This window comes from Streptococcus oralis subsp. dentisani (assembly GCF_002860905.1).
GTDB classification, from domain to species: domain Bacteria; phylum Bacillota; class Bacilli; order Lactobacillales; family Streptococcaceae; genus Streptococcus; species Streptococcus oralis_BA.
The window spans coordinates 41,672-64,321 of the sequence record NZ_PKIG01000003.1 but is presented as its reverse complement, the minus strand read 5'-3'; the positions used below and the strand labels follow the sequence as shown (position 1 = coordinate 64,321).

General features: G+C 33.9%; 27 protein-coding genes. 2 read left to right on the top strand and 25 right to left on the bottom strand.

The window, feature by feature from the left end; translation table 11 throughout:
* Positions 1 to 9: 9 nt before the first annotated feature.
* The 22 genes from CYK16_RS05865 to CYK16_RS05760 form a co-directional block, all read right to left on the bottom strand.
* Positions 10 to 2,514 carry an ATP-binding protein gene (locus CYK16_RS05865; protein ID WP_101776773.1) on the bottom strand — a complete coding sequence of 835 codons (2,505 nt, stop codon included), beginning with the start codon at positions 2,512 to 2,514 and terminating at the stop codon, positions 10 to 12.
* Positions 2,498 to 2,890 (bottom strand): TcpE family conjugal transfer membrane protein, encoded by a 393-nt coding sequence (locus CYK16_RS05860; protein WP_060805768.1) that lies wholly within the window; start codon positions 2,888 to 2,890, stop codon positions 2,498 to 2,500. Before CYK16_RS05860 ends, CYK16_RS05865 begins: the two co-directional genes overlap by 17 nt.
* 9 nt (positions 2,891 to 2,899) lie before the next feature.
* Positions 2,900 to 3,118 (bottom strand): TcpD family membrane protein, encoded by a 219-nt coding sequence (locus tag CYK16_RS05855; protein WP_050207453.1) that lies wholly within the window; start codon positions 3,116 to 3,118, stop codon positions 2,900 to 2,902.
* 5 nt (positions 3,119 to 3,123) lie between these two features.
* A complete protein-coding gene (locus tag CYK16_RS05850) occupies positions 3,124 to 4,053 on the bottom strand; it encodes a conjugal transfer protein (protein WP_060805769.1) in 930 nt (309 codons plus the stop codon).
* A gap of 16 nt (positions 4,054 to 4,069) precedes the next feature.
* Positions 4,070 to 4,543 (bottom strand): hypothetical protein, encoded by a 474-nt coding sequence (locus CYK16_RS05845; RefSeq protein ID WP_101776772.1) that lies wholly within the window; start codon positions 4,541 to 4,543, stop codon positions 4,070 to 4,072.
* The gene (locus CYK16_RS05840; RefSeq protein WP_101776771.1) at positions 4,540 to 5,013 is read right to left on the bottom strand and encodes an antirestriction protein ArdA; all 474 of its coding nucleotides are present in this window, start codon (positions 5,011 to 5,013) and stop codon (positions 4,540 to 4,542) included. Before CYK16_RS05840 ends, CYK16_RS05845 begins: the two co-directional genes overlap by 4 nt.
* Positions 5,014 to 5,030: 17 nt before the next feature.
* Positions 5,031 to 5,243 carry a hypothetical protein gene (locus tag CYK16_RS05835; protein ID WP_060805770.1) on the bottom strand — a complete coding sequence of 71 codons (213 nt, stop codon included), beginning with the start codon at positions 5,241 to 5,243 and terminating at the stop codon, positions 5,031 to 5,033.
* Between the two features lie 19 nt (positions 5,244 to 5,262).
* Complete coding sequence (locus CYK16_RS05830) at positions 5,263 to 5,631, bottom strand: hypothetical protein (RefSeq protein WP_060805825.1); 369 nt, start codon at positions 5,629 to 5,631, stop codon at positions 5,263 to 5,265.
* A 56-nt stretch (positions 5,632 to 5,687) separates the two neighbouring features.
* Positions 5,688 to 5,960, bottom strand: coding sequence for a hypothetical protein (locus CYK16_RS05825; RefSeq protein ID WP_060805771.1), 273 nt, complete (start codon positions 5,958 to 5,960; stop codon positions 5,688 to 5,690).
* A gap of 76 nt (positions 5,961 to 6,036) precedes the next feature.
* Entirely contained in the window at positions 6,037 to 6,237 is a 201-nt protein-coding gene (locus CYK16_RS05820; protein WP_060805772.1) for a helix-turn-helix domain-containing protein, read from the bottom strand.
* Positions 6,234 to 6,446: a hypothetical protein gene (locus CYK16_RS10720; RefSeq protein WP_180948749.1), complete on the bottom strand. Its 213-nt coding sequence runs from the start codon at positions 6,444 to 6,446 to the stop codon at positions 6,234 to 6,236. Before CYK16_RS10720 ends, CYK16_RS05820 begins: the two co-directional genes overlap by 4 nt.
* A gap of 253 nt (positions 6,447 to 6,699) precedes the next feature.
* Entirely contained in the window at positions 6,700 to 7,032 is a 333-nt protein-coding gene (locus tag CYK16_RS05810) for a hypothetical protein (protein WP_060805773.1), read from the bottom strand.
* A 2-nt stretch (positions 7,033 to 7,034) separates the two neighbouring features.
* On the bottom strand, positions 7,035 to 7,223 hold the full coding sequence (locus CYK16_RS05805; RefSeq protein WP_060805774.1) for a hypothetical protein: 189 nt from the start codon (positions 7,221 to 7,223) through the stop codon (positions 7,035 to 7,037).
* 1 nt (position 7,224) lies between these two features.
* The gene (locus CYK16_RS05800) at positions 7,225 to 7,488 is read right to left on the bottom strand and encodes a hypothetical protein (RefSeq protein ID WP_060805775.1); all 264 of its coding nucleotides are present in this window, start codon (positions 7,486 to 7,488) and stop codon (positions 7,225 to 7,227) included.
* Positions 7,457 to 8,674 carry a replication initiation factor domain-containing protein gene (locus tag CYK16_RS05795; protein ID WP_060805776.1) on the bottom strand — a complete coding sequence of 406 codons (1,218 nt, stop codon included), beginning with the start codon at positions 8,672 to 8,674 and terminating at the stop codon, positions 7,457 to 7,459. Before CYK16_RS05795 ends, CYK16_RS05800 begins: the two co-directional genes overlap by 32 nt.
* 258 nt (positions 8,675 to 8,932) lie before the next feature.
* The gene (locus CYK16_RS05790; RefSeq protein ID WP_060805777.1) at positions 8,933 to 10,675 is read right to left on the bottom strand and encodes an FtsK/SpoIIIE domain-containing protein; all 1,743 of its coding nucleotides are present in this window, start codon (positions 10,673 to 10,675) and stop codon (positions 8,933 to 8,935) included.
* A 19-nt stretch (positions 10,676 to 10,694) separates the two neighbouring features.
* Positions 10,695 to 11,123, bottom strand: coding sequence for a hypothetical protein (locus tag CYK16_RS05785; RefSeq protein WP_060805778.1), 429 nt, complete (start codon positions 11,121 to 11,123; stop codon positions 10,695 to 10,697).
* Positions 11,124 to 11,146: 23 nt separating this feature from the next.
* Positions 11,147 to 11,455 (bottom strand): hypothetical protein, encoded by a 309-nt coding sequence (locus CYK16_RS05780; RefSeq protein ID WP_060805779.1) that lies wholly within the window; start codon positions 11,453 to 11,455, stop codon positions 11,147 to 11,149.
* Positions 11,456 to 11,546: 91 nt separating this feature from the next.
* Positions 11,547 to 15,827, bottom strand: a complete 4,281-nt coding sequence (locus tag CYK16_RS05775; protein ID WP_060805780.1) for an SspB-related isopeptide-forming adhesin — start codon at positions 15,825 to 15,827, stop codon at positions 11,547 to 11,549.
* 142 nt (positions 15,828 to 15,969) lie between these two features.
* Positions 15,970 to 18,549: an SEC10/PgrA surface exclusion domain-containing protein gene (locus tag CYK16_RS05770; protein WP_257960386.1), complete on the bottom strand. Its 2,580-nt coding sequence runs from the start codon at positions 18,547 to 18,549 to the stop codon at positions 15,970 to 15,972.
* Between the two features lie 67 nt (positions 18,550 to 18,616).
* Positions 18,617 to 18,916, bottom strand: coding sequence for a hypothetical protein (locus tag CYK16_RS05765; protein WP_060805782.1), 300 nt, complete (start codon positions 18,914 to 18,916; stop codon positions 18,617 to 18,619).
* 7 nt (positions 18,917 to 18,923) lie between these two features.
* Positions 18,924 to 19,343, bottom strand: coding sequence for a helix-turn-helix transcriptional regulator (locus tag CYK16_RS05760; RefSeq protein WP_060805783.1), 420 nt, complete (start codon positions 19,341 to 19,343; stop codon positions 18,924 to 18,926).
* Positions 19,344 to 20,666: 1,323 nt separating this feature from the next.
* Here CYK16_RS05760 and CYK16_RS05755 point away from each other — a divergent pair.
* Positions 20,667 to 20,999 carry a helix-turn-helix domain-containing protein gene (locus CYK16_RS05755; RefSeq protein ID WP_060805784.1) on the top strand — a complete coding sequence of 111 codons (333 nt, stop codon included), beginning with the start codon at positions 20,667 to 20,669 and terminating at the stop codon, positions 20,997 to 20,999.
* A 2-nt stretch (positions 21,000 to 21,001) separates the two neighbouring features.
* A complete protein-coding gene (locus tag CYK16_RS05750; RefSeq protein ID WP_060805785.1) occupies positions 21,002 to 21,427 on the top strand; it encodes an ImmA/IrrE family metallo-endopeptidase in 426 nt (141 codons plus the stop codon).
* A gap of 107 nt (positions 21,428 to 21,534) precedes the next feature.
* Here CYK16_RS05750 and CYK16_RS05745 read toward each other — a convergent pair whose 3' ends face one another.
* The 3 genes from CYK16_RS05745 to CYK16_RS05735 are packed head-to-tail and all read right to left on the bottom strand — an operon-like array spanning position 21,535 to position 22,446.
* The gene (locus CYK16_RS05745; protein WP_060805786.1) at positions 21,535 to 21,819 is read right to left on the bottom strand and encodes a hypothetical protein; all 285 of its coding nucleotides are present in this window, start codon (positions 21,817 to 21,819) and stop codon (positions 21,535 to 21,537) included.
* A gap of 11 nt (positions 21,820 to 21,830) precedes the next feature.
* On the bottom strand, positions 21,831 to 22,118 hold the full coding sequence (locus CYK16_RS05740; RefSeq protein ID WP_060805787.1) for a type II toxin-antitoxin system RelE/ParE family toxin: 288 nt from the start codon (positions 22,116 to 22,118) through the stop codon (positions 21,831 to 21,833).
* Positions 22,111 to 22,446: a type II toxin-antitoxin system RelB/DinJ family antitoxin gene (locus tag CYK16_RS05735; protein ID WP_060805788.1), complete on the bottom strand. Its 336-nt coding sequence runs from the start codon at positions 22,444 to 22,446 to the stop codon at positions 22,111 to 22,113. The genes CYK16_RS05740 and CYK16_RS05735 overlap by 8 nt, the downstream gene beginning before the upstream one ends.
* Between the last annotated feature and the right edge of the window lie 204 nt (positions 22,447 to 22,650).

Sequence of the window (22,650 nt, the reverse complement as noted above, 5' to 3'; positions counted from 1 at the left end):
TTCCTCCCCCTATACAGCAACCAATTCTGTTTCTACTGTTTCAAACAACTCCATCAATTCAGGATAGATTGTACCATCCACTGTAATACGTTCCTTACGACCAAATGTATCATAGTAAATACATTGTCCCATTGTTTGATTTTCAAGCCAAGCACGTGACAAATCATCATCTTCTACTCGTAAGTGTTCTAAAATAGCCCCTGTTTCAGAATGTTCAGGAAATGCAAATACCGTACCAAAACCAGTTCCATCTTCGCTTGTTTTCAAGTCTTTTACAGACTGAGTAACCAGCACTAGGAAGTTATTGAATGATCGACCAGTACGTTTAATACGATTGACTACTTGCCTTCCAGCAGGAGTTGACATAATCTGCCATGCTTCATCAAGGAATAACATCGTTTCCTTATCTTTTTCACGTTCTCCAAAAATCGCACAGAAGTAGGTCAAAGAATACATAACTGTTAGACTACGTAATTGTGTTTCAGTCATTTCATCTTTATCAGTTCCTTTTGGCATATCCAAACCTGTAATTTCAACGATTGTAATTTTATTATCAACCTTCAAAACATTTTGACTACCATCAGAAAAACAAAGTGACAACAAGGAATTTCTTGAAATCCGTTTAAGGAAATAAGCAGCAGTCGCAACTTCTTCTTTTGAATTTTTCTCCAATTCATCAAAGACTTGTAACATACCGATTTTCTCACCAGCTTTTCTACGTTCAAGCACTTTGTCAATCGAATCTAACAAGTAAGGCTGAACCTTGATATAGGTATCTTTATCCAATACAGAGCCTACAAGTACGGTTGCTAACTCTGTCAGTTCAGCTTCATCTTGTAAGAATGAGAATGGATCAAGTACACCTTGATTCTTCTTATCTTTCATATCTAAAGTCACAAATTTAATTGACTCGATATACTCTTGAAGTTCTTTGAATATTCCTTTTTCTTTTAATTTTGCCAAAACAGATAAAAATTGTTTCTTAATTTCAGATTTTGGATCAACATACAAACTATTCACTTTCAATAAAGAGTGATAAATAAATAACAACTTAGTCAAGAATGACTTCCCATTTCCAGTTGAACCAGTTATAGCTGTATGAGGATTGCTTGTTTCTTTACCCTTTACTCCAACTTTATTCGCTTGTAATAAATTTGAAAATACAATATTGGTACTTGAATCAAGAGCCTTTTGAAAATCCCCATACCATGAAGATATTTCATTGTCAACACGAGCAATAGGAAAACCAATTTCTGTTCCAACCTTCTTAGTCGTAAACATTAGATTCTCACAAAGTCCACGTAGACTTCCATATTGAAGAAATGATTCCTTTTTATTATCAAGAATTTCTGTCAATCTACTCTTATAGAATAGATAGATTCGATCTGCAACAGCCTTGACAACTTCTACTTCCAATTCTTTCAATCGTGCAAACAGAATATCAAATTTAAGATTCAATTCTTCCAAACTATCTGCTGTAATGGTTAAGGTATGAAGATAAGTAATCATCAATTCTTTATTATCATGTTTCTCCTGAAAATCTTCTAACAACTTATGGCTTTCCAAAACTTCAATCTTTTGAACATCATCATTTTCTGCTGTTTCATTTACCGTATTCCCAAGATTCTTACGTTTGTTTCTTGCCCTGGATAAGAGTGAGAAAAAACCTTTTTGAGTTGAAAAACGGATTTTATACATACTATCAACAGGAAATTCAAGATTTTGAAGTTCTTCTTGTAAATGAAGATAAGATACATTTTTGGGATATGAAACAACAGGAATTGTCGCTACATAACTTGTTTCCTGACCATTGGTCAATTTCAAAGCATTCCCATCAACAACTTCAATAATTGTTTCATCTACATTCTCAATCGAATTTTCAAGTGCAATCAACTCACTTTCTTTATCATAGGTTTGACCACCAAGAAAATGAAGCCGATTCAATAATTCTAAATCAGTTTTTGAAACTTCTGTCACATTCAAAGCATGAATCTTCGTTTGAATCACATCTTTCTGATTTTGCCAAGCCTTCCACCAATCGACTTTGGGTAATTCTTCAAAACCAACCATTTTCATCACATTTTTACGATACGTTTCTATCGTCTGTTCAACAGTTAGTTTAAAGTCCGAGGTTACATTAACTGACTTCAAAGGAACAACAAGATAATGCTTATACTCAAAGAGATAGCTTACCTCTTCTTCCAATCGTGACTTCATTGTAGATACAATATAATTTCCTAAAGGACTTGTCCCTTGACCTTGCTCAATATCTTGTGATAACAAAGCAATTTTCTTAGCCAATTCTAAATCAATATGTAAGCTATGAATACTTAGATCATTGTACTCTGCCAAACTAGCTAAACAATTATAAACAATATCCTTACTAGTCTCCTTTTTCGTTTCTTCAATCGTATTGACAACTTGTGATTCAATTTCAAATACGGATAAAACCGTTCCATCTTTTAACAGAATCAAACCATCAGCAACCGACCAAATATTATTTGATAATTCCACGTTTTATACTTCTCACTTTCTCATATTTTATTCCTTTACAAATATATATTTTCTTTCGCTGACTATCGTATTCCTTCCAAAAAATCAAATACTCATAAATAAATCTAAATAATGTCTTTCCATCTAACTTATAATCAGCTAACAGATTCCCAAGTTTCCAACCAGTAAATGCAGCAGCCATAAAGCGCCAACCCCAATCAAGGTAAGGAATAAAGCCTAGTAAAAACCAGGCTAACACTAAAATTACTAGGCAATAGACAATCGCAGACATTTTAATTGCAAATGGTAAACTAAATTCTTCATTTAATTTATGCACCCAAACAGGCTGTCTAAATGCTGTTGTATAGACATACAGCTTCTTGTCTTTTCTTTCCATTCTTCATTCCTACTTAACTGCTTCAATCAATTTTGACCAAATAGGTTTAGTTGCATTTAAAACTGTTTCAGGATTTTCTAAAAAGAAAAGAATAAATCCTGCAACCAAAATAATAACAACCAATTTTCCTAACTGCTGTTCTTTCCATGCTTTCAATGCTTTCATTCCTGCAAAAAATGCTACTGCTGGAACACCAAACTTAGAAACTAAAAAAACAAATAATGCCATCTATCTTAATCTCCTTTTTCTTCTTTCTTGTTATAGTCTAATGGAATTGTATGATCCATTTTTTCTACAAAATAACTATCTTTATCTTCTCTTAACTCAAAGCTAAAATTCTCGCTATGAGTTGAGCCAGCTACTTCTAAAGTAATCTGAGCATAAGCCAAGATTTTACCGTCTTTTTCTTTAAAGTAGGTATAATCTAAACTCTTAAATGTTGCACCACCAATCGACTTAATATCTTTAGAAATTAAATCTAAATTCGCTTGACTAGTTGTGTAATTTTTAAAGAATAATTCTAAGAACGAAACTAATTTCTTTCTTTTACCTTCCCCAATTTCATCATTATCAAGCAAAGACAAATGAGTTTCTTTTCCTACACCATCAGCCTTAAAATCACTTACAGGAGAAAACCAAGGTAAACCAGCTACATAGTATTTACCGTCTTTTTCTCCGTATGGAATCGAGAATTCTATACCTACACGCTGATTCTTGTCATCTTTTTTTGTATCATAAACAATACGATATACAGCTATACCATCTTTAGCAAGTAACATACGAGCGCTAACTACCGACATTTCCTGCTTCGATTGACCTTGATTCTTAACTTCTGGAATACTTCCATAGTATTCATTCAACTTCGCTACATCATCTTCACTAGAACCATTTTGTGAATTATAGGTAAAATATCTACTCACAAATCCATCTAAGAATTGTTCCAATTTACGATCTGTTTCCTTTTTTGATTCAACAACTGGTGAATTTGTCAATCTATCCAGCATTTTTGAACTTGTCCTTAAAGAAACAAACATTGTTAAACCACAGAAAAGAATAAAAGCAGATAAGCCTGCTAAAAAAATACGATTCGATTTTTTCTGACTTATCTGTTTCATTTTTACTTGCTTTTCTTTTCTTGGCTTCTTTAAATATAAATTTCTCATTTTTTCCTTTCTATGTTTACAAATTAACTTTCTTGTAGAAGCCAATAGGAGTATTTAAGATTTCTCCCTGCTCTACGAATCCTTGAAATACTGTCACCCAATTCCCACATTGAAAAAAATAATCAACAACCGATTTATAATCTAACTCTTTCGTCAATTCAAAAATTGTATCAACTTCATTTTTAGAACAAAATCTATAATATCTAGTTGCAATTTTTGTTACAGGAATATAATGCTGTAATTGAAATTTGACAATGTATTCATCACCATCATATAATTCCAACACTGCTTTCTTCAGAAGGTAAACCTCGTCTAACGACATGATTTTATCCACTTCCCAATCAGAAATCCCACAAATAAAAAAGTTGTCTTTATCAATTCCTCTTTCATTTATTCTTTCAAGAACCTGTTCTTGACTGTACTTCATAATATCTAGTTCACAGAGAAATTCAAAATTTCCTTCCCTTAAAACCCTTATATTTGCTATCATCTTGATACAAAGTAACCTTTATCTACAAAGCTACCACCTTCTTCTAAGCGAACATCACGACCAAATTTATCATAGTCAATATAAAGAAGTAGTTTTTCCTTAGAAAGTTCTACACCAACTTCCTCTATAAGATATTCACCTAACTCTCTATCCGTAGAAATATCAGGATATAAGTTACAATCATCAAATTCAGCACTTGCCAAATACTTTGGATCAGAACTTTCTGATTCAATAAATGCAATAACCAAATCTTCATCTATATCTTCCAAATTCTCAGTAATACTATTCGCTAAATGCAAGGTTAAACCTTCACAATTCAAAGCAGGTAATTCTTCAATAGATTGAATAGTAAAAACAACATCTTCTCTATCATATCCAAACTCAGAAGCAATGTATTCCACATCAACAGGTAAAGAAAATTGTTTCACTTTCTTTAATCGTGTATCCATAATTAAAGCTGTTAAGTCCATATTTTCTCCTTTCTTAACTAGACTTCTACTTGTCTATTCAACTGTTCCAAATCAGCAACAGTAAATAGACCGTAACCAATAAATGCTGAACCCTCATAATCAACAATTTGAATTTCTTCATCATAAGAGCCAGTCAAACCAATATGAGTTAATCTTCCAAAATACAAAGGCAAAACAAACCATGCTTGCCTTCGATTCTTTGGATTCTTAATTAAAACTCTTGAAACCATATTCAGCACCAGCCATTATCTATTGCAAGAAGTACCAGCTATCGCCTTCATGACCGAGAAACACATAAGAATCTCCTAAACGACTAGTAATTTCTTCTTCGTGTTCTTCTACATAAGCTGACAAACGATCTTCATTGACTAACTGCTCATATTCTCCATGATTCAAAATACCTGCAAAATCAATCAATGCTTCCTGCGTATCAACTTCTGTAAACGAATTGATATATACATTATCAGGATTGCAGCCATCAAATTGTCCAAACTCCACACCATCAAAATATTCATCTAAACGATCAATAATTTTATCAGGTTCATCAAGCAACTTTTTTCCAAAAGTATAATTTTTACATACATCAGAATAGTTATCGTAAACTACTTTAATACTCATTTTTTCTCCTTCCAAATAAAAAAGGAAGCCAAATTTGACTTCCTTCATCATTTCAACTAAATTGAAGCACTACGCTCCAAATTGCACCCAATCGCAAAAGCACGATTTGCAACTTTATTAAATGACTTATTCATATCATAATAACTCGCCAAATCGTTTTTAATACACTGAATTACTTGATAAGATAAAGTCAATTCTTCTTCATTCTTAAGAAGCCCATTTAACTCCCCTGCAAGTGACCAAGATTGCGAAAAATCCTTTTCCTTCAATTTTTTAGCAAGTTCATTTGACAATTCGATAACTTGTTTATCTTTTCCTTGTAATGCCATTTCAATTACCTCTTCATTCATTTTTCTATTTTTTTTACTTATCCTTAACAAAAAGAAGGAGAACGTTTTTTTACTTTCATTTATCTCTCCCAAAAAACCAATCCAACGAAACATCAAACAAATCAGCCAATTTTAAAAGCATTTCAAAGTTGGGTTCAGTCCGACCGTTTTCCCACTTAGCATAGGCGCTCTGCCCAATATCTAACAGTTTAGACATTTGTTCTTGGGTATATCCTTTACTTTTTCGTTTTTCTTTTAATTTTTCTGAGAAAATCATTTTCTATACTTCCTAGGTAAACAACTAGCATAATGTTCTGAATCATTAACCTTTGCATTATAAAAAATCATATTATTCCCAATAATTTCTTGCCATTTAGGAATCTCCTCACGATAAATGCGATCAAGTCCATAAAAATTCCTTACAATAAATCTAACGGCTCCAATATGATCTCCTAAACCAACAACACACAACACATCATGTTCCATATCATATACCCAATGACTTTTTTGGATTTGTTAGCATTTCCCAAGCAAATTCCCAATCTCTCTCAAGCCAATCATGCCCTGGCCTGTAATAAACTTTTGTCTGACAAGATTCATCATTAAATCCATAAAAGCAGTGACTACACAGCGTTCTGTTTTTATCTACCCACCAACAAGAACCATACTTTTCATCAACGCAGGCTGTATTCCACTTACAACCACATCTTCTACAAATATCCTTTTCCATTACATCAATTCAAACCCATCTTTCTAAATGATACCTCTTAACCAGCAACAAATACATACTCTGTCTTTCTTTCTGATCACGTTTCATCAATCCAAATAACAATAGCTTTCGTTTAATATCTACTTCGTTTGCCAAAAACTCCTCATATTCTTTCGTCAATCTTTTTACCTCTTGCCAGTCTTTACGACTTTTAGTCTTTCTATAGGTTTGACATTGAATATCTATATAATCTTGATAATTTCTAGCTTTATCACTTGTCACAACTCCTTCATAGAAATACCGAGCAGGAATTAAAAAAACTAACTTCCTCAATTTCTCATCAGTAATTCTTTTCTTACTCATAGCTAAACACCCACAAATAAATCAAAAGGACTCCATTGTGTTATAAGCATAGTAAGAAGTAGTATAACTAAAAGCGAAGCCAACACTAGACCTAAACAAAATGCAGACTCTTCTTCTGAACTAATATCTTCAGTTTTTAAAAGTTTCTGCGTCAACAAACTACCAACAGGTTTTTTATCCTCATTTTTCATATCATGTACCCTCTCCTGCCTTCTTTTTCATATCAAGAATTGCATTCACTTCATCAGGAATCCTTGACCAGTCAATCACATAATCTCTAAAATAAGGCAAAAACATTCGCTCATATTCTATGGGAATCACAGTCAAATTTTCATTTCCTTCAAAAGAAGGTAAATATTGACTAATTGATTTTAACCCACGAGCAGTCGAACATACCAAGTTACTGTTATTTACTACTACAGAATCAGTACCTACTTTCTTGTAGATTTTTCTCATAAGCTACCCTCGCTTGCTCCAATTTTTTCCAATTTTTATCACTTATTTCTCCATCAAAAAGAATCTTCTTTAGCTTATTATCACCAGTAATATTCTCCCACTTTTTTATCAAAGCAGTCACACCTGAAACATTTTCATTCAGCCATCTATACTGTTTGTCAAAAAAACCAGTTTCTACAGGTGAGGTTGAAAAGCCAATTCTATCAACTTCGCCTAGAAGTGAATACCACTCACGATTCAGAACCTTCTCTCCATTCATTCTTTCAAAGACTTTTATCTTACTGTTAATCACCCATACAGCAAGTCTAGCCATATCAATTTTTTCATTCAATGACTTTCTAACAAAGTCCAAAGCGACATCATCACACATTCTCACCTCATAACGATTTTTGAATTTCAATGATGAATGAATCAAGTCTATATCAAGACTTAGCTTCTTTGCCTGCTCAATATCTTTTTGATAAAAACAGAAATGATAAGCAGACTGACGAGAACCAAAGTAAATCGTTTTTGCTTTCCCATATTGACCATTATCTTCAATTTGCTTCATGGTCAATCGACTTTCAACCAAACCTCTATTCCAAAGGTCAACCAGTTTTCCAAGTTCAAAATTTCCATCTTCGTTATATTTTTCGTCCAGCGCTATATCAAGCCGAGGAATATTCATGAATTTCCCTTCACCTTGTGAAATAGCACGTTCATACTCAAAACAACGAATAAAGAAATCTCGCCAGCTTGACTTCTGCTCATTCTCAAAATACCATTCATACTGTCTACATGCTTGACCTTTTAATTCAATCATACAGCCCATATCTTCTCTTTTCTTTGAAATGAAAACATTGATATTCTGAAATGTAAATTTTGTATCATATCCTGAACCACCCTTTTCTTCTTCAAGAAAAGGTTTATTTTGCAGACACAATACCTTAGCTATCACATCTATATAATCTTGCGTTTTAAATGTAACCTTCACATAGTCAACTTTTCCTTCCAAAGAAAATCCACTATCTCGAACACCTTCCTTAAAAGCTATCAACGCATTCACTTTTGAGTCATAAGACTCAGGAATCTCACCAGCTTCTTTCCATCTATAAAACGTTGCTCTATCTATTTCTAAACAGCTAGACATTTCTTGATCTGAAAAAGCGTACATCTTTTGTACCTTGTTTAGATTCTCAAATTCCATATTTCTCCTTACTTTTCAATAGTGTTGCATTTTTTGAAGCCAAAAAGTCAGTATTATCAAGGCTTTATGCTCCTACGCACATCTTCTACCCCCCTATTAGTCATAGGGGGTTAATTCGCACAATCCAGCCTGCTAGTACACGCTAGTACACGCAGTCGCTCGTCGCACTCGCTTCCTCGCTCCTGCTACTAGCTACTAGCAAGCTGGATTGCACCAACTAGCACAGTAACCAAAAAAAGAGGGAAAATCCCCTCACAACTAACTAGAACCATATTCATCAAAAGGGAAATCTTCCAAAATCTCACTCCAATTTTGAGTTGTATTCTGTTTTAATTCAAACAAATCCTTTATGATATTTCTTTGAATCTCATTCAGGTACACTACATTATCTTCCTTTTCAAATTCTAAAATACCATCTAACTTATCTACCAAATTCTTCATCGAACCAGCAGAAACACCAATTTCTTTAGAAAACGCAAACGTTCTTACTAAATCATTTCCACTTTCTTTTTGTTTACTAGACATCAATTCCTGAACAAATTCAGGACTAGCCTTCCCAACTTCTCCTTTTCGCAATTCCTCTTGCACTTCCATTTCTACTTGAAGATTTTCTTTTTCTTCTTCTGACAATTCAGCATTCGGATTTTCTAAAGGATTGAAAAGATTTTCTCGTCGCTCAATCTTATCGTATTCATCAGTAAAGGAGAATCCCTTTTCTAACAAAGGTGAATAAAATTCTCTTGCAACTTCTCCATAAACACTAGCATACCCACGACCATATACTCGTTTACCACCAAGATATTTCACATACTTAAATTCCTTATTCCTATTGACTTCTCCAAAGGCTAGATCATATCCAACCTCGTCCAATCGACCAACAGAAACTCGGAAATTGATATTCGCTTGCAATTTTGAGCCTAAATCTTCTCTTGAAGGCTTCTGCATAGCTATTGTAGCAAAGCAACCAGCTTGCCTTCCAAGTAATAAAAATTGTCCCATCGCATTATCCAAGCGCTGTCTAGTTTGGAAATCAAGCATAGCACACAAAGCATTGTATTCATCACAAACTAAAAAATAAGGTTCAAGACCATACTCATAGAACTTCTTCAAATCCTTATCGCAATTTTCTTCACGTTTTTGTCGCATATAAGCATAACGAGCAAACATAATTTGAACAGCCCTTTCAATCATAGAAACAATATCTTCAACCTGATAGGAAATACGACCTTCAAAAGCTTTCTGCTCAGACATAGTAACAAAGTCAGCTTGTTTAGGATCACAAATATCCACCACCCCAACTTTAGCCATAGCACGAATCAATGTTCTTAGTAATACCGTTTTACCACCACCAGTACCACCACAAACCAACAAATGAGGATCATCAACAGGATTCCAATATAGACTTTTCATCAATCGAATACCTTTATCAGAATACTCCACATCAGTTACCTTGATTCGATTCAAGAAAGCAGAATAAGCCATCTTATAGGTCTTAAACTTAATATCGTCCTGAACTTCCATAAAGTCCATGAAGAAAGTAGTTTCTAAATCACTACCAATCTTCTTGAACTTATCCTGAAACTTATTTCCAGCCATTTTAAAGGAAACTTCTAAATCATACCGATTCTGTTTCAAATAGACCGTTGGAAATCTAACCTTATCAACTGTTCCTGATTCAGTTTTAACCTTTTTTGTATAGGTATATCCATTCTCTTTTAGAAAGAAGGCTAATTTAGCGAGTCTTTCTATTTTTTGAAAGAGGAATACTCTTTCTTGTGATAACCAAGTCAAATATACACTTACACTAATTATCAAAATCAGTATAACTACTAAAACAACAATCGATAAAATATCTACAGCCCTAATTTTCTCAAAGTGAGAATAAACAAATAAAGCTAGTATAGGACTAAACAACAAAAAGAAAAAAGAAAAGATATAGTACCTTAGATTCACCATATAAGGTTTAACCTTAACCCCTCTATACGCAGGAAATAAACTCATATCTTTTCTCCTTTAGAAATTATCCCTTATGTTCTTGTTTTTGATCAGATTTTTGATCGTGCTTCTGCTCCTGCTTTGGTTGCCCACCACCTACACGCTTAACACTTTCAGCACGCAATGAGAAAGCAAGCGCCTTAATTTCAGAAACATTATTAGAACCACGATAGACTGTATCTTCATAGTCATAAATCCAAATTGTCGCTTCACCAACAATTTCAACTTCTGACATAAACGGAATTTCTTCAATAACAATCCCTTCTTCCAGTTTGATAGCAATAGTTTCTTGCATCTTATCTGAAAAGACTTCTGCATGCGTAGGATAATCTACTTGATTTCCATCTACCATTTTCCAGTTTTCATCAAAACCAAGAAAAGTCAATGTACCAAATTTTTCCTTAACATTCACAGAAATTTCTGCATTATTAAACTTACGAATATTAAAAGCCATTATTTTTTTCTCCTATCTTCTAATTATTTTTCAAAACGCAATTCACTTGCTTCAAATTGAACTTCTTCTTTACGTCCAACCAATCGAGTTACAAAGTTAAGTCCACTAACAGACTTAACCACTGTCAAACCTTTGGTTTTTGGAATATCAGAATTTCCAATTCCATAAACACGAATAGTAACGCTATTTTGCTGATCACCTGAAACTTCAAACTCACGGAAAGGAACAAAATTTTCTCCATTGCCAGTCAACACTTCACGAAATTTTGGATTCACTACTACTTTAGTTCCGATTGCTTCCAACCCAACAGGGATTTTTTTAATTTTTGCCATTTTTTATTTCCTTTTCTATTTACATTTTTTCTTTTTTTCAAAAACAAAAGGACGATAATTCCTGTTTTATTATCGTCCTAACAACAATAGCTTAATCTTTTTTACGCTTGAACCCAACTAAACCTAACATAGACAAAATACCTGTTCCTACCAATCCAAGCATACTAGAAGCTGTACCAGTATTTGGCAATGATGGTTTCTTAGGTTCTTGTGGTTTTGGTTCTTCTGGAGTATGAGTCACAACCGTATTAGAAACAACTTCCACACCATTAACTGTATGAGAGTAAGTATTTTCTACTGTTCCTGACTGAATGCGTGTCATTTGTAGATATACTTCTGCTTGAAACTCTGATGTCTCTAAAATCGACTTCAAGAAAGCATCATCAAAGCTAATATCTACTTTACCTTTAGCCTTGTCTACTACTTGACTTGTGAACTTAGTTAATTCATCACCAGCTTTAAATTTTTGACCATCACTTGTTTCAAAATCTACAGCAGCAAACACTTGATAGATACTCTGATAATCATCATGTGTTTCATCGTAGTCATCTCTAAACTTATATTCAAATAACTGTTCTGAGCGATCTCTTGGTATCAAGGAACCAACTAATTTATAATTAAACGTTTGATTCAGCTTGACATCTTTGCCATCTAAACTTTCTTTACTTAGATGGTCAATCACCACATCTTTCTTAGGTTCAATCTTCGGAACATTATTGACTACAGTTTCAGTTACATAAGCCATACCAAAATCAACTTGATAAGCTGTATTCTCATACTTACCACCTGTTTGACCCAATTCCTTCTTAACAGTCATTGGATTGGTAATCGTCAGAACTTTTCCAGCTTGCACATAGGTCTTGTAGAACTCCTCTGGATTCTCCGCCTCGAATACTTGAATCGCTCCTTTCGGAGTAATATGGCTAGACTTCAGAGCTTCTTGGACACCTGATGGTGCCTTAGCTAAACTCTCATAAAGAGCCATTTTCAAACCTTTGACTACTTGCCCTTTAGAATCCGTCACTTGAACACCATCTTGATTAATCGTAACTGCTTCTTCTGGATAATCATCAACGATATAGAACCCTTTGCCAATACGGTCTTTATCCGCTTCAATGCCCTTGTATTGGCTATAATCTGCCGTAACCTTGTAGTAATTGACAGAGCCTGCCAAGACTTGTTTCCCATCGATGTTCACACCTGCCTTGTTCAGATTCTTCTTGGTTGGTTTAACAGTAGGAACATTATTGACTACAGTTTCAGTTTGATATCCGTTACCGAAATCAACTTGGTAAGCCGTATTCTCAAATGATTTTCCTGTATTTCGCAATTCTTTCTTGGTTACCATTGGATCAATAATTGTAACAGATTTTCCTGCCTTGATATATTGGTTAAAATAGGCTTCTGGATCATCCACTAAAAATACTTGGAAAGCTCCCTTAGGCTTAATTTCAGAACTCTCTAGAAAGGCTTTAACCTTATCATTATCAACAGCTTCAATAGAATCGTACTGATACACTGAAATACCAGAAACTTCTTTTCCTTCACTATCAATATAACGAATATCTGATTTATTAATAGTTACTGCCTCTTCTGGATAATCATCAATCGCACCAAAGCCTTTTAGAATAGCAGATGGATCTGCCTTTATCCCTTTATACTGATCATAATCCAAGGTTATATGGTAGTAATTCGTTGAACCAGCTAGAACTGTCTTTCCATCGATGATAACACCATCCTTGTTATGATTGTGTTTAAGAGGCTTGATTAAGTTGTTATTCGGATTGTCTGGATCATTCGGTTTACCTGGTGTTGTTACCTTAACAATATTTGAATAAGACTCAAACTCATTGTTTAAATTCAAACGGAAGTTATTCTTATAGGTTGCACCATCATTCGTTACTGTACCATATACTTTAAGAACAGGTGCGGTAAATACTTTAGTTAAATCCAAATTAACTTTAGCTAAACCTTCAGACTTCAATAACCCTTTTAACTGATGTTTAGCTTTATCATAAGTTATTGTAAAATCTGAATTTTGAGCTACAGTTTTTGCTAAATCAAGTTGATACCCTTGGGGTAAGTTATCTGTTAACTCATAAATTGTAGTTTTCTTACGATTAGCAGCAAGAGGTTTAGTTTCCAACTCCCAAACAACTTCTGATAACTTAGGTACTGACGAATGATTTACATTTGTACCTGCAGAGTTCTTAACTAACTTTTCTACAGTAGGCGTAGTTTTCAAGCGAGTGTATGTAACCTTAATTTCTCTCGGCGCGACCTCATTTGGCACAGGTTTTAAGTTTGGTTTAGGAGGTTCACTCGGAATAGGAACGTGAGGTTTATCTAGTTCATCTTTTGGTGAGGCTAATAAAGGTTTCTCCGTAGGAGGAGTCAATGGAGTCTTATCCTTCTCCTTATATTCAGGTTTTAAAGGTCTTGGTTCTGTAGACTTACTTGGTTTACGTGGTGGTTTTGGCTCCTCTAGTTGATTAATAACAGAGCGACCACCCCAAAGTTGGAAGGTGTAACCAGCTGCGAAGATTTCATCATCGTTATCATCTTGTTGCCCGTTAGCTCTACGCTCATCATTCCAATACTTACGGTAAGAAGCTGATTGTGATTCTGTGTATGTATGTAAAGGTTTATCTCCACGCAATAAGTAAGTTAAGTGTTGGATAGAACCGTGACCTACACTTATAATTGAGCCTTCTGGAGTTGCTCTGTAATCATCTACATCGATATAATCAGGATCGCCAATTTTGTAACGTTCCAACCCAGTTGGATCATTATGTTTGTAAACCCCATCAGTTTTCACACCCATCCAATGTGTTTGTTCATTAACTGTAGTTTCCTTAACCAGAGAATCCGTTGGGTTGATTACAACACCTACCCCATTGTCACCATAAGTATGCCGCACTGACTGTGCGAAATCTAAATCAGAGTAGATAGTAATAAGCCCTAAATCAATAGCTTTACCTGACTTCTCATCAAAGTAATGAATATCCCATTCAACGTTAGTGTAATTGTAAGGATTAAAGTTTACAGAAGAAACATCCGTATCAGTATTAGCTTTATTCCACCAAACATTCAAACGAGTATAAGTTGAAGGATTGCCTGCAATGTTATGCTCAGGGATAGGAGTGTTGCGCGCTACAAACTTAGCAGAAATTGTTTTGCCTGTTTTAGTTTTACCGATGTCGTGTAAGGTGAATGTTGAACCTTTTTTGATTCCTGTGATTACAGAACCACCGTAAGTACCTTTAGAATCAGAGTGACCATAGAAGTCTTTATTCTCTAATCTATCATGTTCCAAATCCTTATCTAAACTCATAGTTGTGTTAGCATTCGCACCTAAAGCACCATCCACAACTTCCAATTCTGGATTGGCATCGAATACTGCTGTTAACTTAGAATAGTAATCCAATGAGCCACGTTTCGACTCATCAAATTCACCATAAATAGTAACACCATTTGCGCCACCTTGAACTCTCTTACCTCTTAGCTCAGCTAACTTACGGTTGTACTCAGCTAAGTCTTTTTCATACTTAGCTAATTGCTCTTTGTATTTCGCTAAAGCTGCATCAGACTGACTTTGGTTATCGGTCCACGTTTTTAGAGCTTCTTCGTAGTTCTTCTTAGCTAAAGCATTTTCTTTATCAATCTCAGCTTCTTTCTTAGCTTTTTCTTCTACTGCTTTTTCATAAGTAGACTTAGCAAGAGCGTTTTCTTGTTTGATACGCTCATTATCTTTTGCTACACGCTCTCTCTCAGCTTTTAAACGCTCATTCTTTTCTTGATTTTCTTTATCAATCTCAGCATTTTTAGTAGTAGCATCTGCTAAGTCTTTTTCATACTTATCTTTAGCTTTGTCATAAGAATCTTGCTTTTCCTTGTTCTCAGTAGTAATCGTTTTAATCTCTTCTTTACGAGTTTCTACTTCCTTTTTGTACTTCTCAGACTCGTCTACAATAGTGGTTGCTTGCTTGTCGTAAGTAGACTCAATTTCAGCAGTTTTCTTAGCTAACTCATCAGAATTAGTCACCAAACCACCATCAACTTCAGTTTCTTTTACAATTAAACCTGCTTTTTTTGCAGCAGATACCGCAGACTCTACTTTTTCTCGGTTAACAGTAACTTCAACAGAACCTGTTGATTTTTCTGCACTACCTTGGTCTTTTGTAGAATCCACCGTTGGGGAGTCTTGTAAACTTTTCGCATTTGTAGCAGGATTTGGATTTACTCGTTCATCTGCTCTAACTGGACTAGTCATCAATCCTAAGGTAGCTAGACCAAGAATCACTCCACATGTTCCCCATCGTCGTGTTTTTCGGATTGAACCGAAAGCTCGTGTCTCATTATTGAATTTCATTTTTTCTCCTTAATTTTTAATATAGTATTCAATATTATTCACTTTCGACATAATTTGAAGGAGCTCTCGCCCTAAAATGTATAATTTTCATTTCTTTCTCCAATCAAAAAGTCACCAAGAAATCTTGATGACTTTACTTAATTTAATTTTCCTTAGATTCTCGTTTGATTTTCAACAAACTTAAAAGTGAAATAGTTAACATTCCAAAGAACCAAAGACTAGAAGCTTTTTCTCCTGTCTTAGGTAATTCGTATCCTACAGCAGGTGCTTGATAAACTGGATCTTTGACTTTTGCAACTTGTTCGTGCACATACTTCGTAGTCTTACCATTTTGAACTACTGTAGTAGAATGAGTTCCATCTTGTTCAATACTTGCTTGCTGAACTGTCAACTCTTTTTGATTCTTAATTTCTTGCTGTGCTTCCAGATAATCATGATAAGCCGACAACAACTCTTTATGAGCCTCTAATACCTTTCTTTGTTCTGCTTTTGCAGTTTCTAGTTTTGCTAGTGCTAACTCAAGAACGGATTTCTTTTCTTTCAAAACTTCTTGAGCAGATTCAAGATTCAGTTTTGCCTTTTTTAAGAGTTGTGGGGCATTTTGCAAAACTTCCACTCGCTCTTTTGATGCTTTCAAGGCTTCAGTTGATTCTGAAAGTAAGGCTTGACGACTGAGGACAAGTTCTTTAATTCTAGTAAGTTCACCTTGTTTAGCAAACAATGCCTCTTTCTCAGCAGTCAAAGCTTCATTCAGTGATTTCCATTCAGTTTGTTTTTCAGCTAGTTTATCTTTAGCTAACGCAAGTGCTTCACGTTTGTTTTGTACGTCTGCATTCAACTGTTCCAAAGCCTCTTGCGCTTGTTTGTTTTCTAAACTAGCTTTTTCAAGATTTGCTTCCGCCTGCTTTAACTTAGCTTCTGCTTCAGGAGTTTTTAAAGCAATATTCTGAATATCATTACGATTAGTCACTGCATTTTGCGCAGTAACTTCTGCTTGAGTATATTCTGTCTGTGCTTGTTCTTTTCTAGCTTGTGCATCCTTACGATTCGTTTCCGCAGTATCATAAGTACCCTGAGCCTGTGCCACAGAGTTCCTAGCTGCTTGAATTCTTTCCTGAAGACTAGCTAGATTGTTCTTAGTATCAACTTTAACATTTTGATGGAAACTATTTTTCAGCAAATTAATTATTTTAGAATCTGTTCCAACATAGTGCATCGCAATCAGACCATGATCTATCTTTCGGGTTGCTACACCAATATACTGCATCGTAACCGACTCACGATCAAGTCCTGCAAAGTTTAAAGCATGGCCCCAATTAGCATGCTTATCATAAAACAGCATCATAATCACGTTTTCGTATGCCTGTTGTTTCAGATCAGCTAATGTTACTACATTACCTGCACTTTGAAAGCCTATGTTTTCAGCAAGCAGACCTTGATTACCTTGATTTAAACCAACTTCTTTCGCAACAGTGTTCAAAGCATCTAGGTCATGCCCGTCCTGATTAGTTGATAGCTGAGTTGCTTTCTGTGCCACTTTCTGCATATCTCGATTCACTAAAACTGGAATATCATCTGTTCCCATCAATCGACGGAAATCATTAATCAAATGTGCATTGAAAATGGCAAGTTCATCTTGAACTTCAGCAGATAAATGATTGACATCAGCAATCACAGTCTTTTTATCTGCTTCACTGGGCTTAAATGGAGAGTTTGTATTACCGTAATAAGTCTCACCACCATCTGGAGAGCTAAATCCAGCAGCAGTCATTCCTTTCTTGGCAATTTCATGTAATTTATTTGAATTTTCTTCAGTCGGGTTATTGAAGTAGGCCTTTAAAGCTTCAACATAGCCAGCAGGATAAGTGATAGAGGTTGTTGTCAAACTATCCAGAATACTTTGAGCCTTAGATAGATTTTCTTTAGCTACTCGATACTGATTTTCAGAGTTAGTAGCTTTAGTAATCGCTTGATCTAACTCCTGCGCTTTCACCAACCTAGTTCTTTCTGTACTCGTTACCTCTGCTTCTGCCTGTTTCAGTTTAGAAGCACGTTGTTCATCCGCTTTTTTAGCAGTCACCAAATCTTCTCGAGCTTGTGATGTAACTTTTTCGCTCATTTCCAAGTTTCGCTTAGCTGCTTCAGCGTTGGCAACAATGCCTGAAACTCCAGTGCCGTCTAAAATAGCTTGTTTTTCAGCTACAATTTGTTTTGCATCTGTAACTTCTTTTGTTTTGTCAACAAGTTTTCTAGTAGCTTCTTTGACATTTGCTTCCTGATCAGTAACATTCTTTTCAGCTAGCTTTTGTTGCTCTTTAGAAGTGGATAGTTCTTCTTTAGCCTTCTTCTCAGCAACCTCTTTTACAGAGACATCTCCTTTTGCATCCTGAATATTTTTTGGAGTAGTTTCCTTGACTACTTTCTCCGCTTGAGTAACAGTTTCTGTAGCTTCATCAACTGCTTTCTCAGCATTGTTCACCTCATTTTGAGCTGTGTTTACAATCTCCTCATGTTTTTTTACAACTGTGTTTGCCTGATCCACATTTGCTTGGGAGATAGCAACATCAGTTTCTGTAACTGTTTTTTTAGTTGCTGTCTTCTGTTGGCTCCCTGAAATTGGCTCTGTAGGTTTTAATTCTTCTGCGGAAGCTTGAGTCGTTGCTCCAACCGCTGCCGTTGCGATTGCGCCAGCCAATAAAACTTTCTTAACTTCATTAATCATTTCCATTTTCTCCTTTTGAATTATTAAATTCATTATACAAAATATACTTTAACTTGTCTACTTTTTGCTAATATTCCTTAATCACCCCTGTTTCTAAAAAACAATTATAGGTACGATCAATCTTCTGATTAATCTTTTGATAATATCTATTTGTTAATTGACCCATTGCATACAATCTTCTATATAAATCTTCACAACATTTTTTTGATGATACATAAACATCAGCCCCCCTTTTTACATGAGCATATATTTTCAAATTCCAGCAGAATCTAGTGTATATTCTTAAATATTCCTTCCTGATCCATTCCTCAGAATATGTTTTTACATCATCTTCTCCTTTCCATTCTACAGATATGATTTTACTCACCTCTCCTCTAATTCTTATCAACCTTATATGCCAAATCCAATAAATACTGTTTCACTTCAGATTTTAAAACATATTTAGTCTTATCATCTTTAATAAACCGAATCATCTCTTCATGGCTTTTACCCTCTGTCAACATAGCTACCAAACCATGACTAAATTGATGATGACAACCCATATTATCTAAATCTTTAGTCGATACAACATCATTTCGATCAACACTAAAATTTTCTTCAATATTGATAAAATCATCAATCTTGCAATGATAATAGTAGCTTAGTTTATATAATTTCTCAATGCTAGGTTCACGTTCACCAGTTTCATAACGCTTATACGCTTTCCGTTGAATACCTAAATAATTAGCTAAATCATCTTCTGTCTTGTTACTTCTTTCTCTAAACAAGCGCAATGATACAGATACATCTATCATTTCTTTTCCTCTTTCTTCACCTCTACTCATATTGTTAATTTACATAAAGGAACTCAATAATTCCCTTGTGAAAACTAACAATACTTTCAATTCTTATCAGGACAAAACCTGAATTATAAAAATCAAATTATTGTTAATTTTGTTTTTTTGAGTAAAATTAAAAAGGCTTATATTTCAAAGCCTTTTCTTGTTACTATTTTTTTGTATGCTCTTATCTTCGCACACTTTCAGCTTGTCAGCCTACTCCCTTCGCCAAGGTCACAGATTTAAGGATAACTCAATACCCCCTCTTCCTTACCCAAAGGCATTAGCAAGATTTTACTCTTACACACCGACCATACGATAAAGCCTCACTATCTCACTCTAGCTACCTCTTCAAAGTATCATTGACTGCTCCACAGCCGTCAGTTCCCTTTTCTTATCTACTAAGGCGAAAGGACGAAAAACCCAACGTGAACTTTACAAACTCTAAACTCCTTGCCAACCACATTTACTTATGGTATAATAATACCAATAAAAATAAAAACAAAAAACAAAATATCGTAAACAGCTTAGTAAGATGGAAACACACTTTGCTGGATTTTTGTTTTCAAAAAATTAGAAAAGAGAACATTATGGTTGAAATCATTACTAAAACAATATCCATCATTTACAACATTATGAAGTTGTTAGTCCGTCTTTACATTAAATCTTTTGAATACTACCCAAAAACGACAACTTTTTGCACAATCTATACAATTGTACGTTATCTGTTTTTCCCTTAGTCCTACTAAGAAAAGTCAGCAAAGAGTTTGGAATCTATAAAGTTTTGTAGATACATTTCATGGAATGACAATCGCATTTACAATCTATACGATTATAAGATTATTGTTTTAGTTGTAAGCTAGGTTTTTACCTAGCTTATTTTGTTACACCTAAACTCCATGAAACATATCTACCATCAGACAACTTGACATTTTCCTAAAATTCACGTATAATTAAATTGCTAAATTTTTATATGCGTGTTTAGTCAATGCTTGTCGTTGTCTGACACGTTTTTTATTAAATTTTCAAAGTTCACTTAACTTTTATATTGAATCAGAAATCATACTACTTAAAGTTACAAGTTCTAGTTTCTTGAAACAACATTCAATACTGAAAATTAAAATTTGTCTTTTAAGTTGTATTCAGGATTTTCAAATTCCTATAAAATGTTATGATTAAGTAAAGTTTTTTTTACTTAATTTTTATAAGCTATTGCTTATGTATCTATTATATAACCTATAGCTTATTTTGTCAATACTTTTTTAAATTTTTTTAAAAAATTTTTGAAGGGAATAAATCATGTTTATTGAAAGACTAAAAAAGCTACGAAAAAAAGAAAAATTAACTCAAAAAGATATTGCTACATTCTTAAATATTTCTCAACCTGCTTATCAACAATTTGAAAGTGGTAAAAAGAAAATGAACCTCGAAACAATGGAGAAACTAGCAGACTACTTCAATGTTTCGATAGACTACTTACTAGGTAAAACAGATATTCCTGATTTCGACTTAGAGATTGATATAGACAACGCTATTGATAATTCAGTCGCTTATGATGGTACTCCCATTACAGATAACGATAGAGAGATCATTAAAGACTTCCTAAAAGACTATTTTGCAAATAAAAAATAAGTATGAACCTAAATAAAGTTATAAAAGAGATAGAACAATTAAATTGTAAAGTGATCACTCTTAAAAACTTAAACTCTAAAGGAAGATATATTCTTGTAAATAACCAGCACTTTATTTTTCTTCGTTCCGACACAAGCGATATTGAAAAAATCAATGTACTTCTTCATGAAAAACACCATTTAATCAATGATGATTGCAACAATTCACTTTCTCAAATTGATACTTTTAAAAATCACATTGAAAACAACAGTGAAAAAGGACGAATCCTTGATTTTATGAGTTTAGTAAATAGTGAATATCCAATAGATGAACACTTCAACTATCAAGACTACCTTAAAAATGCTGAAATTCCAGCCAGATATGAAAACTACGTTAAAGAAATAGCTACAAATTTTTATAATGAAAACAAAAAAAATAACATTATCTAATGATAGTGTTATTTTTCTATTTTCGAACAAATTTCAAATATCTGGTTGCCCATTTTGACCTAAAAAACGAATCAAATATCCAGGAACATTTAATTTTCCTTCGTTTTTTACTCTAAAATAACATCTCCCCAAAATTCGCCATTACAAGTTATCGCCAATTCATTATCTAAATAACCTGTAAAGAATCCCCCACCTTTTCTATGAAATGTAATTTCTACAAAATAGACTTCTAAATCAGCTTCATATTCTTTCTTAACCGTCATATCTGAACCAGCTTCCATTTCTTCTAGCTGATCTGAATACTCCTTCAGAAAATCTCTCACAAAATAATTAAATTTTGAAATCATGTTTTTTGGAACTCTATCCTGATAACATATTTCTTTAATTTCCATGTTCTATCTCCTTAAAATAAATCCGAATGAGTACCTACACGTTCAAAAACAACATGAGTACCTCTCTCTAAATAATAATAAATCATGAGTAAATCAGACTTTCTTCCACCAATATGGATTTCCCATAACTTCGGTATTCTTTTTCTAGGCTCTAAAACATGCTTCTTATATTCATAACCCAATTCTTCATCATTTATTATCTTCTTAACAGCTTCGTTGATAGGAGTTATATCTATTCCACGCTTAATTATTTTAGCCAAATCTTTATTGTATCTATTTGAAAACTCATAACTAAGCATTTTCTCTTACCATTCTTTCAAAATATTCATCTACACTTTCAGAACATTTTGTTATTCCTTCATTTTCATATTTCTCTATACTCTCTTTGAAAGCATTTTGAGTAATTTCATTATATTCATCTATACCTCTCGTCCGAATATAATCTCCATTTTCTAAATCAATTTCATAATCTGTATTAAGTTTTAATTCAAAAGGAATACTTCTCGTCAACACACTCTGTTTCAAAAACAACTTTACAGCAGTTGTCATATCTAACCCCAATTCACTAAAAACTTCAGTCGCATCTTTTTTTAATTTATCATCTACTCTTACAGCAATTTGTGACATAGCAATTCTCCTTTTCTTACTGTATATCTATTGTATCACTATTAGAAAGACAATTCAACTTTTTATATATCAGTAAATACAAAATAAAATAGACCAGCTTCCTGATCTACTTTATTCTATATTCATTGACTTTAATTTTCTTTTTGATCATAATTTGGTCAACCAATGGTCAATTTCTTTAATTTCAATACTAACTAGCATGTG